This is a genomic window from Klebsiella sp. ZJOU C1 (genome assembly GCF_035620215.1).
In the GTDB taxonomy this organism is placed as follows: Bacteria; Pseudomonadota; Gammaproteobacteria; order Enterobacterales; family Enterobacteriaceae; genus Klebsiella; species Klebsiella variicola.
Window position 1 is genome coordinate 2,379,657 of sequence record NZ_CP141644.1, and the last position, 14,651, is coordinate 2,394,307.

General features: G+C 51.2%; 16 protein-coding genes and 1 pseudogene. All 17 read left to right on the forward strand.

Features of this window, described 5'->3' with window-relative positions; translation table 11 throughout:
- Positions 1 to 26: 26 nt before the first annotated feature.
- Complete coding sequence (locus tag SPE70_RS11315) at positions 27 to 293, forward strand: hypothetical protein (protein WP_065801381.1); 267 nt, start codon at positions 27 to 29, stop codon at positions 291 to 293.
- A 3-nt stretch (positions 294 to 296) separates the two neighbouring features.
- The gene (locus SPE70_RS11320; protein ID WP_324726620.1) at positions 297 to 707 is read left to right on the forward strand and encodes a protein singed; all 411 of its coding nucleotides are present in this window, start codon (positions 297 to 299) and stop codon (positions 705 to 707) included.
- A 1-nt stretch (position 708) separates the two neighbouring features.
- Positions 709 to 1,005, forward strand: coding sequence for a hypothetical protein (locus tag SPE70_RS11325; protein ID WP_324726622.1), 297 nt, complete (start codon positions 709 to 711; stop codon positions 1,003 to 1,005).
- Complete coding sequence (locus SPE70_RS11330; protein WP_324726624.1) at positions 977 to 1,360, forward strand: glutamate 5-kinase; 384 nt, start codon at positions 977 to 979, stop codon at positions 1,358 to 1,360. Before SPE70_RS11325 ends, SPE70_RS11330 begins: the two co-directional genes overlap by 29 nt.
- Before the next feature lies 1 nt (position 1,361).
- Positions 1,362 to 1,913 (forward strand): hypothetical protein, encoded by a 552-nt coding sequence (locus SPE70_RS11335; RefSeq protein ID WP_324726626.1) that lies wholly within the window; start codon positions 1,362 to 1,364, stop codon positions 1,911 to 1,913.
- Positions 1,910 to 2,302 carry a phage tail terminator-like protein gene (locus SPE70_RS11340; protein ID WP_012967910.1) on the forward strand — a complete coding sequence of 131 codons (393 nt, stop codon included), beginning with the start codon at positions 1,910 to 1,912 and terminating at the stop codon, positions 2,300 to 2,302. Before SPE70_RS11335 ends, SPE70_RS11340 begins: the two co-directional genes overlap by 4 nt.
- A gap of 23 nt (positions 2,303 to 2,325) precedes the next feature.
- Positions 2,326 to 3,258, forward strand: coding sequence for a phage tail tube protein (locus SPE70_RS11345; protein WP_324726629.1), 933 nt, complete (start codon positions 2,326 to 2,328; stop codon positions 3,256 to 3,258).
- 37 nt (positions 3,259 to 3,295) lie between these two features.
- Positions 3,296 to 3,778, forward strand: coding sequence for a hypothetical protein (locus tag SPE70_RS11350; protein WP_071582778.1), 483 nt, complete (start codon positions 3,296 to 3,298; stop codon positions 3,776 to 3,778).
- A 167-nt stretch (positions 3,779 to 3,945) separates the two neighbouring features.
- Positions 3,946 to 4,113: a hypothetical protein gene (locus tag SPE70_RS11355; RefSeq protein WP_077271641.1), complete on the forward strand. Its 168-nt coding sequence runs from the start codon at positions 3,946 to 3,948 to the stop codon at positions 4,111 to 4,113.
- 180 nt (positions 4,114 to 4,293) lie between these two features.
- Entirely contained in the window at positions 4,294 to 4,779 is a 486-nt protein-coding gene (locus SPE70_RS11360; protein ID WP_136047390.1) for a hypothetical protein, read from the forward strand.
- Between the two features lie 120 nt (positions 4,780 to 4,899).
- Positions 4,900 to 8,013 (forward strand): phage tail length tape measure family protein, encoded by a 3,114-nt coding sequence (locus tag SPE70_RS11365; RefSeq protein ID WP_324726632.1) that lies wholly within the window; start codon positions 4,900 to 4,902, stop codon positions 8,011 to 8,013.
- Between the two features lie 83 nt (positions 8,014 to 8,096).
- A complete protein-coding gene (locus tag SPE70_RS11370; RefSeq protein WP_122490318.1) occupies positions 8,097 to 8,432 on the forward strand; it encodes a hypothetical protein in 336 nt (111 codons plus the stop codon).
- Positions 8,433 to 8,746: 314 nt separating this feature from the next.
- A complete protein-coding gene (locus tag SPE70_RS11375; protein ID WP_136047388.1) occupies positions 8,747 to 9,220 on the forward strand; it encodes a hypothetical protein in 474 nt (157 codons plus the stop codon).
- Positions 9,207 to 9,689, forward strand: a complete 483-nt coding sequence (locus tag SPE70_RS11380) for a DUF1833 family protein (RefSeq protein WP_324726633.1) — start codon at positions 9,207 to 9,209, stop codon at positions 9,687 to 9,689. Before SPE70_RS11375 ends, SPE70_RS11380 begins: the two co-directional genes overlap by 14 nt.
- A 9-nt stretch (positions 9,690 to 9,698) precedes the next feature.
- Positions 9,699 to 10,079 (forward strand): hypothetical protein, encoded by a 381-nt coding sequence (locus SPE70_RS11385; RefSeq protein WP_023322461.1) that lies wholly within the window; start codon positions 9,699 to 9,701, stop codon positions 10,077 to 10,079.
- The gene (locus tag SPE70_RS11390) at positions 10,076 to 13,135 is read left to right on the forward strand and encodes a host specificity factor TipJ family phage tail protein (RefSeq protein ID WP_168443353.1); all 3,060 of its coding nucleotides are present in this window, start codon (positions 10,076 to 10,078) and stop codon (positions 13,133 to 13,135) included. The genes SPE70_RS11385 and SPE70_RS11390 overlap by 4 nt, the downstream gene beginning before the upstream one ends.
- 74 nt (positions 13,136 to 13,209) lie before the next feature.
- Positions 13,210 to 13,587: pseudogene (locus tag SPE70_RS26420) on the forward strand (flagellar biosynthesis protein); the annotation flags it as partial.
- Between the last annotated feature and the right edge of the window lie 1,064 nt (positions 13,588 to 14,651).

A 14,651-nucleotide genomic window follows, 5' to 3' on the forward strand; every position in this document is an offset into this window, starting at 1 on the left:
CGGCCCCCTTTTTTAGTGGAGGGCTTATGGCCGGATTGACCAAAGAGCAGCGTGCTGAACGTGCTGCAGCAAAACTTGCGGCCACGCAGGTTGATGCCAATGCTCCTGAACAGCAGGAACAGCAGGAACAGCAGGAACAGCAGGAACAGCAGGAACAGCAGGAACAGCAGGAACAGCAGCTGGTGGCGATGATTACCGATTTCCCGGCATTCCCCGGCGGCCCCAATACCGCCAACGTTCACCCTGATGAAGTGGAGAACTGGAAGGCGCACGGCTGGAAAGAAATGGAGTGATGCATGATCACTTACATCACCGTTGAAGATGTCAATTCGATTCTCGGTGCCACCTGGACAGATGAAAGCAAAAAAGCCAAATCTGTGCTGATGGCTAATACCTTGATGAATGGACTTAACCTGAAAATGCCGTGCAATAAGGCAACTCACGAAATCATCATTCCTGACGATGTGAAACAAGCTGGCGCCTATGCGGCGCTAGCGGCCTCGAATGGTGGCCTTTATCAGCAGAAAACCGATTCTGGTGTGTTGCTGAGTAAGACGGTAGATGCCGATGATGTCAGCGTTTCAAAGACCTTCGCGGAACTTGCTACCAACAGCTCGGCATTGCTTGATTCCGATCTGCAGCTGGCGCTTGCAATGCTAAAGCCCTATGGCGTTAGTCAGTCTCAGGTACGGCTGGTAAGGGGGTGATATGCAAAACACTGATGTGCATTATGCCGGTGACGGGCTCGGCCCTCGCGATGTGTTTGTGAATGGAAACCCGATCAATTATGTCGTTTACGCAAACCCGACAAAGGGCGTTGTTGAGTTTGCTCCGCTTCCGCTGAGGGTTAAACGCAACGGCGAAATCTATACCAGGAAACTGCGTGGTAACGTCCTGGTCCTTTTTACTGGCGGATATGTTTCTAACAATATCCCGCTTCAGCGTTTTGGTGAAAAAGGCATAGAGGAGGTAGACCGTGGGTATCCGCGACGAACTCCAAACTGAAGTCGCCGCAGCCTTCGATACAGACCTGCAGGATGCGGTTAACGAATTCGCCGGAAGCTACACCGTTCGAGGTGCCTGGGATCCGGTGACGGAAACCGGCATTGAAACGCAGGTGACTTACTCGGGGCGCGGAGTGCTGGCGCGCTATAAACTGCGCCGTATCGATGGCGTTAACATTCTGCATGGTGATGTGAAGCTAACCTCCCTGGTTAACGAGGTGACTGATACGCCGGCCGTCGGGCATATCATCACCGCACCGGATCCGATTACGGGTGAGCTTCAGCGTTACGAGGTCATCACCGCTTCTGCCGACTCTGCTGGCGCTGCGTACTCCATTCAACTGCGGAGGGTGTGATATGGCTAAGGGCTGGAACATTGACCCGGCGGCATTCGCCGGGCTGGTGGCCGAAGATGTCAAACTACGCCAGCGGACAATCGCCATTCAACTGCTTAATGAAATTGTTCAACGGTCGCCAGTAGGAAACCCGGAGCTGTGGGCCATCAACGCGACCGCGGTTCAGTACAACAAAGCTGTTGGGGAATGGAACGAATCTCTTTATGCCGATCCTGCTAACCTGACCAAAACCGGAAGGCTCAGGAAGAAAGTCCGTGTTAATGACAGCATGGATATCAGGCGACCGGCTGAGTATCGCGCAGGAACCTTCAGGGCTTCGCATTTTGTCAGCATTGGCGAACCCGATCACTCCGTCCCGACCGAACCGGATCCGCGCGGGACAATGACGTTTCTTAATGGCAAAAATATTATTGACCAGGCGCCAGCCTACTCGGTGATATACATCCAGTCGAACCTGTCGTACTCCGTGTCTCTGGAGAATGGTCACTCAACGCAGGCGCCGACAGGCGTCTATGCCGTCTCGTTTAATGGTGTGATTCAGGCCTACAAATGACCCTTACAGAAATCAGAAACGCTGTCATTTCCCGAATGGCGGCACAGACCGCTATTGCCTCTGATGCGGTGGATTATCCAAATGGTCCGGTATTTGACCCCAGCAACCGCGATATCTGGGCCCGCCTCACCAACATTGCAGGACAGGCTGGCGCAACCGAGATCGGGGATGGGCCGGTCGTCCACAGGACGGGCTTACTCATCATTCAGCTGTTTGTTCCGGTCGGCTCCGGGACGTTGCTTATCTCCCGAACGGCCGATCAGCTAACGGAGCTATTTGAGTTCAGGGACGATGGAAAGCTGAGTTATTTCGCTGTTTCTGCTGTGCCGGCTGGTGAGACCGATGGCTGGTTACAGCTCAATCTTCAAATTCCTTATCGCGCTCTGTAGCGCACAAAAAACAGGAGGCTCCTGTGAGCTCAGGTGCAAAAGTAGTAGCCGCGTTTATTCGCGAGACAACGCCAGGAATCACGCCTACAGCAGGGGCGTGGAACCTGCTGCGTCGTTCTTCATTTGGTCTGAAACCAACGCAGAACACCAACGACAATGACGAAATCGCTGGTGACCGCATGGCGCAGGGCGTTTCACGTGGCACAGTGGATGTCGGCGGCGATGTCGGCACACGGTTTCGCTGGAATCAGCATGACGATTTTCTTGCCAGCTGTTTCGGTACTGAATGGGTAAATAACATGCTGACGATGGGTAATGGTCGCATTACGTTCTCCGTGGCGACTTTTGCCAGTGATGTGGGGATTGCCCATATTGCCCGCGGTTGCCAGGTTGGCACCTTCCAGATGGAAATCCCGGCCGATGGTGATATCACTGCAACCATTACGTTTGCAGGGCTGGACTGGGAGACGAAAGGGGACGATACCAGCTATTTCACCACTCCGGTGGATTTAGCGGGGGCGCTGCGTTACTCCTTCAAAGAGGTCACGAACATCCGGCTGAATGGTGTTGATGGCGGGACAGGTTTCTGCGTCGACACTTTTAACATCCAGTTCAACAACAATATGCAGACCCAGCGCTGCATCGGTACCGGTTCGGCATTCGCCGGCGCAAACATTCCGACAACCTTTACCCCGTCAGGTCAAATCACACTGTCATGGTCAAAGGCTGCCTGGGAGGTTTACAAAAAAACGTTCACCGGCGAAACGGTGCCGTTTAGCTTCACGCTGGAGAATGATGAAGGCGCATATACCTTCGATTTCCCGGAAGTGCAGATCTCCGGCGACTGGCCGGATGCGGGGAGCACTGACATTGTTCAGGTTCAGCTGGATATCACCGCGGCCAATACTCCGCCAACTATTACCCGCGTTTATGCCACTACTGGCGGTGATGATTAACATTGGCCCTCTTTGGAGGTTTTTTTATGGAGTTTTTATGCTGATTGTTACCCCGAAAATTGATTTAAATGGCGAGCGCTGGTTTTATCCTTACAAAAAGCCAGAAGGCAGCAAAAAGGAATTCTCGCCGGAAGAAGAGTCGCTGTTCAAACTTCGCCTGCTGGTGGCCAGCAGCGAGAATCCGCAATATCGCTCACGTAACGCGCTGGTGCGCCGCCACATCGATAAGATGGACGCAGGTTATAAGGTGGGGACGACGGATTTTAATCTCGCCAGCGTGGACGATATCGACTCTGTTGATGACCTGCTGATCGATAACGCCGCTCGGTTCCTGCTGAAAGGCTGGGAGGGAGTAGGTCAGTTAGTCGACGGCATAGAGGTTGTTCTCGACTACACCCCAGAACTTGGGGCCGCCATGCTGAAACAGCACCCGGCGCTATACTGGCTGATACTGGCTGAGGCGGCAAACATTGCTCAGGGTAAGGAGCAGCAGACTCAGGAAACCGTAAAAAAGCCATAGAGGCCCAAAAGTGGCTAAAGGATTTCGCCGGCGAGCAGGGCGAGAAAGCAAAGTGGCGCAGGGAGAAGCTAAATCTCCCACCCATTCCAGAGCCTGAAATCGATGCGGTCACTGGGGAGATCCTCAACGCTTACGCTATGATATCGCGCGGCAGGAAGTATGCCGGCATGGCCGGAGTGCCGCTCCCTCTATCCCTGAACGATATTGAGCTTTACCTGGCATCGCGCACCATCCTGATCGACCGCATTGAGTTTGACGCAGTGATACTGGCCCTCGATGATGCATGGAGGGCTGAGTGGGCGAAGGAACAGAAAAGAAACAGCAAGAAGAAATAAGCCTTGGTACAGTCCGGGGCTTTTTTATAACCGCAACAAATCGCATGTCCTGATGTGAGGGCTGCGAAAGTCGCCAGATAGAAAACTTGATGCGAATCTGATTTTCATAATGGCACGGTGAGTTAACGACTATAACAGTGATATAGTGATTTTTTATTCGGCAAAGGGTGCTTGCAAAATATGTCATTAAAATTACTAATATTAACCTCTATTCTTGGCTTAACTGCTTGTGGTTCAAACAAGGCCATAGAAACTTTCAAGGGTACTCCGGGTACTGCAGGGATGGCATATTGCGTACGTGCATTATGGCAGGATGATGCTATTGAGAATAACCATCCGACTGGCACTATACGTATTGTGGAAAACCGTGGAGGTACTGGTAGTTTTTACGTGTTTGATGATAAAGGTGAAGAGTTGGTATCTGCTACAGGAACTTATGGTTTTTGGCCTGGAGAAAAACCTAAAGATATCGACATTACTTTTTATATTCCTAAAGATAAATCGTTAACGGCATTGGGTAAACGCAGACTGGGGTTGAGTAAAAAGTGTGCTGCACTACCTACTAAAGAGCGTGATGACACATTCCTTCCTACTGTGTTATGTACAGATCAGACTGCTTGCAGTTTCAGGAAAAATCTTCCTGAAAATAGTCAAACAACACAATAAATCACTAGTGGGTTTGTATCTGTTTAGTCTGTTATAGATTCCGGTTTTGGAAAAGAAAAAGTTATTTATCACTTAAAACCCGCTTTATCGGCGGGTTTTTTATTGCCCGGAGAAAGGTAAATGGCAGAACAAGAATCACGGCTAGCGATCGTTCTAGATAGCTCCGGGGCAGAGAAGCAGGCTGATAGTCTAACAGTTGCGCTTGATAAAATGACTCAGTCCGGGGATAAGGCTGTGGCCACTATCACCAAAGTTTCCCGCGCTACCGATGAGGAAAAAGAAGCCCTCAATAAATTGCGTGCAGCCATTGATCCGGTTGGTGCTGCAATTGATACCGTGGGACGTCGCTATAGTGAGCTGAAAAAATACTTTGATAAAGGGCTAATTGACGAGGAAGAGTTTCGTTCGCTGTCTAAGATGCTGAATGACACCACTGAGGAACTAAGTGGTGTTGCACAAGCTCAACGAGAAGCAGAGAAGGCCAGCAAACTGGCTGCTGTGCAGCAGGAGGCGCAGGCTGATGCACTCCAGAGAATGCTCGATAAAATCGACCCTCTGGCAGCTGCGCTTCGCAATCTCGAACAACAACAAAGTGAACTGAATACTGCCTTTAAATCGGGTGCAATTAATACTTCCCAATATGATGCATACAGTAAAAAACTGCAGGAGACTCGTCGGGAAGTAACCGGCGAAGCACAAGCCGAGCGCGAAGCTGTAAAAGCACATGATGAGCAGGTAGCTGCCCTGCGTCGTCTTGAAGCCCAAATAGATCCCGTAGGTGAAGCATTCCGCCGCCTGAACGAGCAGCAGCGCCAGCTGGATACAGCTAAAATATCCGGAATGCTGTCGCCTCTGGCTTACGATCGCCTCAACAGCAAACTTGCAGAATCCCGCGATGCCCTGGAGAAAACACAGGCGCAATTGGGTAAAACAAGCCAATCTGCAGCTCAGACTGCCAATGCTATGCGTATGATCCCTGCTCAGATGACCGATATCATTGTCGGTCTTTCTACCGGGCAGTCACCGTTTATGGTTCTCATGCAGCAGGGCGGTCAGCTCAAAGATATGTTCGGCGGCATAGGGCCAGCGATCAAGGGTGTTGGCACATATGTCATGGGGCTGGTTAATCCCTATAGCGTGGCAGCTGCTTCAGTTGGGTTGCTAACTTATGCCGTCTATCAGAACCGACAGGAAATTGATGCTGCGACAAAAATAGCCACAACGTCCCTTGGTGCTAGCGGAGATGCCGCTGAGCGACTTGCACTTAACATGGTTGCTATATCTGATAAGACGGGTCAGACGATCGATGAAGTCGGTAGTATGTTTATAACAACTAATGACGGTGCGAGCGAAGCAATAAATAAGCTAATCGACGTTGGTTTTAGTTATGACGAGGCAAGGACGAAGGTAGCCCAATACAAGGATTCTGCTAATTTCACCGCCTTGAATGCTGATATTGATCAGCATCGACGGGAGATCCTGAAAATAGGTGATTCCTGGACAGCTGCAGCTATTGAGGTCAAAAATTATTACACAGCAGCGGATAAGGGTAGGCAAAACGTAGCGCTTGGTGGCGCAATTGACCCTACGATGAGGTTTATCGGTCAGGCATTAGATCTGCAAACCACGATGAACACACTTACCATTGAAGGTAATAAGGCGGTAAAAAATTCCGTAGACTGGATTGATAAGGAGTATCTGGCGGCAGACAGGGTTGCCGGTGCAGAAGCTCGGTTAAAGGAGGCAAGAGCACAGTCCAGAAAAATTGCTTTCTCAGGAAACAAAGAAGCAATAGATCAGGCCAATGCGCTAATTGCTGTAAGAGAAAAGGAACTTGAGCAGGCTAAGAAAAGCCAAGAGCCTAAGAAGAAAAAGGAAAAAGCCGACACCGAAGATGCTGCCACCCGGCTGCTTGATCAGATAAACCAGCAGACTGCTGCCATGCATTCCCAGTTGGATGCCAGTGACAAGCTTAACAGCGCAACCCAGGTACGGGTTAAGTTCGAACAGCAAATTGCTGACCTCAAGTCTAAAACGCAGCTCACCGCTGACCAGAAGTCGATCCTTTCCCGTTCAGATGAAATCCTCCAGGCATATAAGCAGCAGGAGGCACTGCAAAATTCCGTAAAAACCCTGGACGATTACCGGAAAATGCAGGAACAGGTAAAGACGAAGGATGAGCGGACCAACGATCTGCTTAAAACCCGTCTTGAACTGCTGGAGAAAGCCAAAACAATCGGGCAACTAAAACCCGGTGAATATGAAAAAACACGGGCAGATATTTATCAAAACACCGATATGCAACTGCCCTCGACCGTTCGTAATGTTGTAGGAAACCTGACACCCACAGGAGGGCGACTCTCTGGAACTTTTGAGGGGATGCAGGGGCAAATCAACGAATATGACCAGGCTCAGCAAGAGCTCCAGCGCTGGCTGGCAGCTCAGGAGGAAGCTTATGCGAAGGCTGGCGAAATAACTGCCGAGGGTGAGGCCAGAATGACCTCGATTCGTCAGAGTGCAGCGGATGCAAATCAGGTCATAGAGGCTCAGAAAAACACCATCATATCTGCGGCCACGCAGTCCTTGTTTGATAGTACCGCCGAAATCATGCGAACGGGTTTTGGTGAGCAATCGGCAATCTACAAGGTTGCTTTTGCTGCGAGTAAGGCATTCGCTATCGCGGACTCTATGGTGAAAATCCAGCAGGCTATCGCAAGCGGTGCAGTAAGCGCGCCTTATCCGGCCAACATCATCGCTATGGCCTCAATCGCTGCGCAGACCGCCAGTATCGTCTCAAATATCCAGGCAGTTTCAGGAGTTGGCTTCGCCTCCGGCGGTTACACCGGCCCCGGTGGTAAGTATCAGCCCGCGGGTATTGTTCACAAAGGTGAGTACGTCTTCGACCAGGCGTCAACGAACCGGATCGGCGTTTCTCAGCTTGAGGCACTTCGAAATGGCCAACCGCTTGATGCAACTCTTGGGCGCACAGGGTTTGGTACTGGTGTTCAGAACGTTAACAGCGATAATCGTAGGCAAACAACTGTACACGCGCCGATTAATCAGGAGTTTCATCTCCAGGGTATTACTCCGGAGCAGTTGAGCGCTACACTCAATCAGAACAATCGACAGCTTTCCAGGCAGTTAAAAGGTGAACTCACAAAGGAGGTTACCATGCCACAAGGGGCTTTTGGCAACGCTCTAAAAGGAAACTATACACGACACGGTCCTAGGTAAGCTAAACTGCATTAGCTGAGACTTGATTAGGTAGGTAAGTCTAACAATCTGAGTAGGTGCAAGAAAACACAAGGATCTTATTAATGGAAGCGTTGTTAACATTTACATTTAAAGACTTCATAGCTTTTATGATTCCTCTTTTTATTGGTGGGCTTATCTTCAATAGGAGACGTAAACGTAAGGAGGTCCGAGTGAAGTTTTCATTTCTTTGGCTTGTTTTGATAGTCGGTGGAATTCTTGAAATATGCGATGACATCTACACAACTTATTCCTATAGGCATAATCACTTATATAATAATGATACGCTTACAACCGTGTTTAACTATGATTTTGCAAAAATTGTTTTTTGTGGGGTTTTGATATTTGTTTCGATTGCGCTTCTTCTTCAGGAGTTGTTTTTAAACAAGCAGTCACATTGATGTATATTTCCTGTCGGCACATTGCCTTTTATTATTTTGGTATGGGGCTGTGCCGAAGAAATTTAAGCTCATATTAAAGTTAATAAAATTAATATATTGATAATGCAGCTTTTTTTTGATTTCTTTTGGCTCTTGAAACGAGTTGAGAAATATATCGCCTTGTGTGCTTGAGTCGATTTAATAAGATTTTATCTTCGTTAATATGAACTAAAAAATCAGAGATTTCTTCGATTCCATCGTGCTTTATTCTGAAATGAATACCCTCCTGAGGTTAATGGTGAAATTTTATTCGAGATACTTTACCGGGAGACTGCATGACTGATATCTACTACCCACATGACAGCCTCCCTATGCCATTACAGGAAGGATACGGATTTCAGCTTGTAAGCCCGTTAAAACGAACCCAGTTAACCACCGGTCGCGCGAGGCAAAGGCGAGCTTTTACGTCCACGCCGACGCAGGCCAGCATCACCTGGTTTATGGAAACCGATGCGCAGGGCCTGGCGTTTGAGTCCTGGTTCCGGGATGCATTATCTGACGGGGCTGCATGGTTCATGATGAAGCTGCAGACGCCGGCGGGCATTAAGTTTTACAAATGCCGCTTCACAGATATTTATCAGGGGCCGGTGCTGGTGGCCCCGATTTACTGGAAGTACACGGCAACGCTTGAATTATGGGAACGCCCCCTTGCTCCTGCCCCATGGGGTAATTACCCGGAATGGATCGTCGGCAGCTCACTGCTGGATATTGCGCTGAATAAGGAGTGGCCGAAGCATGACGCAGATTAAACGCCTCTACGCCAGCAGCGGCCCGGAGGTGATCATTGAAACGCTGCAGATCACCGTTGGCTCAGATATTCACTACCTGTGTCAGGGCTACGAGGATATTACGGCGACGACGGAGAACGGCGATACCGTAACGTTTTCAGCCTGTGCGATAGACATTGCGCTGCCGGCGCGCAATCCAGACGGCACGCAGGACCTCAAATTTGCCCTGTGCAATATCGATGGTGTTGTGTCCACGGCGATCCGCAATGCGCTGGTGAACCGCCTTTCGGCATCGCTGACTTACCGGAGTTATATCTCCACTGATTTAGCAGCGCCTGCGGCAGTGCCGTATACGCTGAAAATCAAGTCGGGCTCCTGGACAGCGACAGAGGTGCAGATCACCGCGGGCTATATGAATGTCCTCGATATGGCCTGGCCGCGTTACCGCTACACGCTCCCTGTATTCCCCGGACTGCGTTATATCAGCTAAGGAATCTCAATGTTCAACCCTGATAAATACCGTTCTGTTAAATGGCAGAAGGGCGGTAGAGCCTACCCGCTACTCGACTGTTTCGGCATTGTGAACGAGATACGCCGCGATCTGAATTTACCCGTCTGGCCCGATTTTGCAGGGGTAACCAAAGACGACGGCGGCCTCGACCGGGAAGCGCGCCGGATGATGCTTACCCTTGAGCGCTGCGAACCCTGCGAAGGGGCCGGGGTGGCCTGTTATTCCGGGTCGACTGTCACCCACGTAGGGATCGTGGTCAGTATCGATGGTCTGTTGCATGTGGCGGAATGCAATCCGGGTACGAACGTCACCTTTCTGCCGTTGCCGCGGTTTAAACGCCGATTTGTCAAAGTGGAGTTCTGGCAATGACCATTCGTTTTTACCCGTCCCGGCTTCCCGGTGAACCACTCGAAACGCATGAGCATGGTGTAATCAGTATTCGCAAGTGGCTGGTGGCAAATGTCGAAAACTATACCGACCGGGATGTCCCACCGCTGACCGTTGAGGTTGAGGGGCAGTCAATTTCTCCAGGCGAGTGGACCACCTGTGTGATCCGCCCTGATAGTGATGTCCGCATGTACCCTGTGCCGTTCGGGCTGGAGGCCGCCACCATCGCGTGGATCGGCGTCGGTATCTCCGTTGCCGCTGCAGCCTATTCGCTGTTTATGATGAGCAACATCGATACGGGCGGCTATACCTCATCCACAGGGCGGAGTCTCGACCTGAACCCGGCGCGGGCCAACACCGCAAAACTCGGTGATGCCATTCGTGAGGTGTTTGGCCGGGTGCGGATCTACCCGGATTATGTGGTGCAGCCGGTTACCCGGTTTGATGCCGCCGATCCTACGAAAATGCGCGTCCAGATGCTGCTGTGTCTTGGTGTCGGTGAACTGATTTATACCACTGGCGATATCAGGGTAGGCAGTACGCCAGCTTCAACGCTGCCGGGTTTCAGCAGCACCCATTATCCGCCAGGCGCGGATGTTTCCGGTGATGAGCGCAGTGAAAACTGGGTCAACAGTACGGAGGTCGGAGGGACATCATCCGGCACCGGGCTGGATATGGCCCAGACGTCGCCGGACGCAGACGACATTATCGCAGACAGCATGACCGTATCCGGTTCGAGCGTAACGTTTACCGGGCTGGACACGGATGATGATGACGATAATGACGAGAACGACAACGCGCTGCCGCCCAGATGGGTCACTGGCGCCATGGTCGAACTGAAAGCCCCGGCGAACTACCAGATCACTTCGGCGGCCGGATACAGCGTTATCGCAAGCCCGCTGCTGGCGGAGATCGCGCCGGTAGTAGGTATGCCGGTCACGCTGGGGTTTAACTCTGTCGATTACGATCTGTTTATCGCGTCATATACCCCCGGTCACGCTGCAGTGCCCGGCACCGGGGGGAGTGCGGCAAAAGTCCAGGCCAGTGCGGCCCCGACCACCTACGATTTTTCGACCAGCTCCAGCACGTTCACGATCACCTGGCAGGGGGTTACCTACCCGGTGTCGCTGGTGGCTAACTACGTCTCGATGTCGGGACTGCTGGCGGCCATCACCGAGGGACTCACTGGCTCCGGCCTGGTTGCGCAGGACAACGGCGGCACCGTACTGATAACCGAGTCGGCCAGTCCGTTCGCGGGTGGGGCGATCACGTCCTCTTCGCTGCCTGCAGCTGTTTTCGGTGATGCCCCGGTTTACACCTCCGGCACGGCATCAACCGGCGGCAGCCCGGCGGTAACGGCGAATGTGACGCTTGCCTATAACAGCGCCACGGGAACAGCCTTTTCCGGCATGCCGGAGGGTGTGCAACGGCTTTCACTTGCTCACCGCGGGAATGAGTACCGCATTGTCTCGACCGACGGCACAACGGCGACGGTGGCGCGCCTGGTTAATGGTGCCGTTGATGAGTCATGGCCGGGATTCACCGCCCGGACGATGATCGACTATGAGGCCACTGGTCTTAACGACACGTTGAGCTGGCTGGGGCCGTTCCTGGTTTGCCCTGAAAATGAGACCGTCGATATGTTCGAAGTGAATTTCTCCTTCCCGAACGGCATCTGTGGCTTTGACAGCAAGGGGAAAAAGCGGCTTCGGCATGTTGAGTGGGAGATTCAGTATCGCGTCTACGGTTCCGGATCGGGGTGGGTGAGTCACCAGGGGGAGTACGCGCTGAAAAACGTCAACGGGCTGGGATTCACTGAGCGTATTGCTCTCAGCTCTCCGGGGCTGGTGGAAGTTCGCTGCCGTCGGCGCAATGAGCAGGGCTCAAACAACGCACGAGACAGTATGTACTGGCAGGCACTGCGCGGGCGACTGCTGACGCGCCCTTCATCCTATCCCGGCGTGTCGCTGATGGCGGTGACCGTCGAGACGGGCGGGAAGCTGGCGGCGCAGTCAGACCGTCGCGTTAACGTTGTGGCCACGCGCGCCTATGACTCAGGAACGGCCAGAACCATTTCGGGGGCGCTGCTGCATGTCGGGAACTCGCTGGGGCTGGAAATGGATGTCGACACCATCAATGCGCTGGAGTCTGCGTACTGGACGCCACGGGGAGAGTATTTCGATTTCGCTACCGGCGACAGTATCTCGGCACTGGAAATGCTGCAGAAGATTACCACAGCGGGGAAATCGTATTTTCTGCTGAGTGATGGGCTCGCATCCGTAGGCAGGGAAGGGGTTAAGAACTGGTCGGGGATCATCAGCCCGCATGAAATGACCGAAGAACTGCAGACTAGTTTTACGGCACCGTCTGCTGATGATTACGATGGCGTTGATGTGACATATATCAACGGCATCACCTGGGCAGAGGAGACTGTGAAATGCCGAACACCCGACAATCTCACGCCGGTGAAAATCGAGAACTACAAACTCGATGGGGTACTCAATCAGGACCACGCTTACCAGATAGGTATGCGGCGTCTGATGAAATATTTGCATCAGCGGCTGGGTCATAATACGACGACTGAGCTGGATGCACTGGTATATGAGTACGGTGATCGCATCCTGCTGACAGATGATATTCCGGGTAATAAAACCGTGAGTTGTCTGGTCGTGGATATGGCCACAACGGGTATCGAAACGGTATTTACCGTTTCCGAACAGCTGGACTGGACCTTTGAAAACCCGCGCGCGATTTTGCGCTACCAGGATGGCTCTGCCTCGGGGCTGCTGGAGGCCACTTTCGTCGGGGATTATCAGTTGTCTGTTCCATGGCAAGCCGCTTTCGATGAAATCATGCTGAACGATCCGAGCATTGAACCGCCGCGACTGGTGTTCTGTAGCTCAACGCGGGGTATCTATGACGCCATATTTGAGGAGATAGCGCCGCAGGCAGACGGAACCTGCCAGGTGACTGCAAGACAGTACAGCGACATTTACTACCAGTACGACGACGCCACATACCCCGGCGACGTCGCGTAATACCAAAAAATCCCTTTCAACTTTTCTTTCGCTCAAACCCTCGTTTGGGCGAAGCCTCTTTTTGGAGCAAAAACATGGCCTTTGATCCGCCTCTTGGGAGCAGTTCGCCTGCGGTGCTGCTCGATAACGCCACTCGCCTGGATAATCTGCTGAATAGCCTGGCGCTGGTCTTCCCTGACCGCGCAGGCGAATTGCTTTACACCTGGCGTGGCATCCATCAAAATCTGATCCCGCTCAGCAAGCAATACATGACGTTAGCAGCTGCGCAGGCAGATATCGTGAATATCCCTGAGGGGAGCACCACGTATTACCGCAGCCCGGATGATAGTGCTCTTGCCGTCGAAGTGATCAATAACGGTGGTACACTTGAGGAAACTGGAAGGAAAATGCCTTCAGGTGCGGGGGTTGATGCAAAAGTAAGTGCTTTATATGAATACATAAATGATAAAATTGGCACAATTAATGTTTTGATTAGCGAAATCTCATCACTTCCGCTAACTAAGTTTACCAGTATCACAATACCTGGTGACACTGTAGTCAATGTCGGGAAAGAATCTGTTTTACGCATTAACTCCCTGTCAGCTGCTGAAACTTCTGACGCCCGCAACCAGAAAAACACACTAAAAGTAACCAATCTGCAAAGCGATGTCACAACAGTAATTGCAGAACTACTTCCGGCTGAATACTTTGCTGATAATGTACTTAACTCTCCCTATCACTCTGTCCAGCTGGCAAAATTAAAACCGTCAACAGTTTTGTATGATGCCACTAACTCAGTAGCCAGAGCAATATTTGACAACATTCCACTTGTCAATACTTTTAAGTCAATTACTGCCTACGCTGTGATTGACAAGTCAGGCGGTTTTATTTCCGGTAACACCGGTGCGTATGGCTCAGATGGTAAATATTGCACGCTTTACTCTAACCCTGACGGCTCAACCTCAATCCAGCTAACATTCCCTTATTCTGATATTACGGGGGCAGGGTTTAGCATTACTGATGATGGCATTAAAAATTATTTCTATGCCTCATTTGATGATGTGCATCTTTATTACAGAAGTACCGATGTATCGGTATATAAAACGGCTTACCTTGCCAAATTAAGCGCCGAACCTGCGACAATTTCTGTAAACGATTATCTGACCATTGACGCAGATATTCTTTTTTACAACGGAATTTCCAGGCAGAACACTGACAATAACCCTTTTACCCGTTTTGTTGCTGATGTAGTAAATGACATGGCTACCAACTACAGTGGTCCTGTCGAGTTAAAAGTGAGTTTCCCTGCAGGAATGGTGTTTGGTCACAACTGCATTAAGGTATCTGACGCTGAAGGAAACGTGTTTGATGCGCAATTTTCTGCAGATGATTTCGTTAACCTTCGCTTTCAGTCAACTGAAGGTTATCACCCTGATGGCTCATTCAAAACGGGGGCCGTGTGGATCGTCGATTCCGTATCGGCGGGACAAAAGAAATATTATAACGTGGATGTTTTTGGTTATCGCTATGATGATAC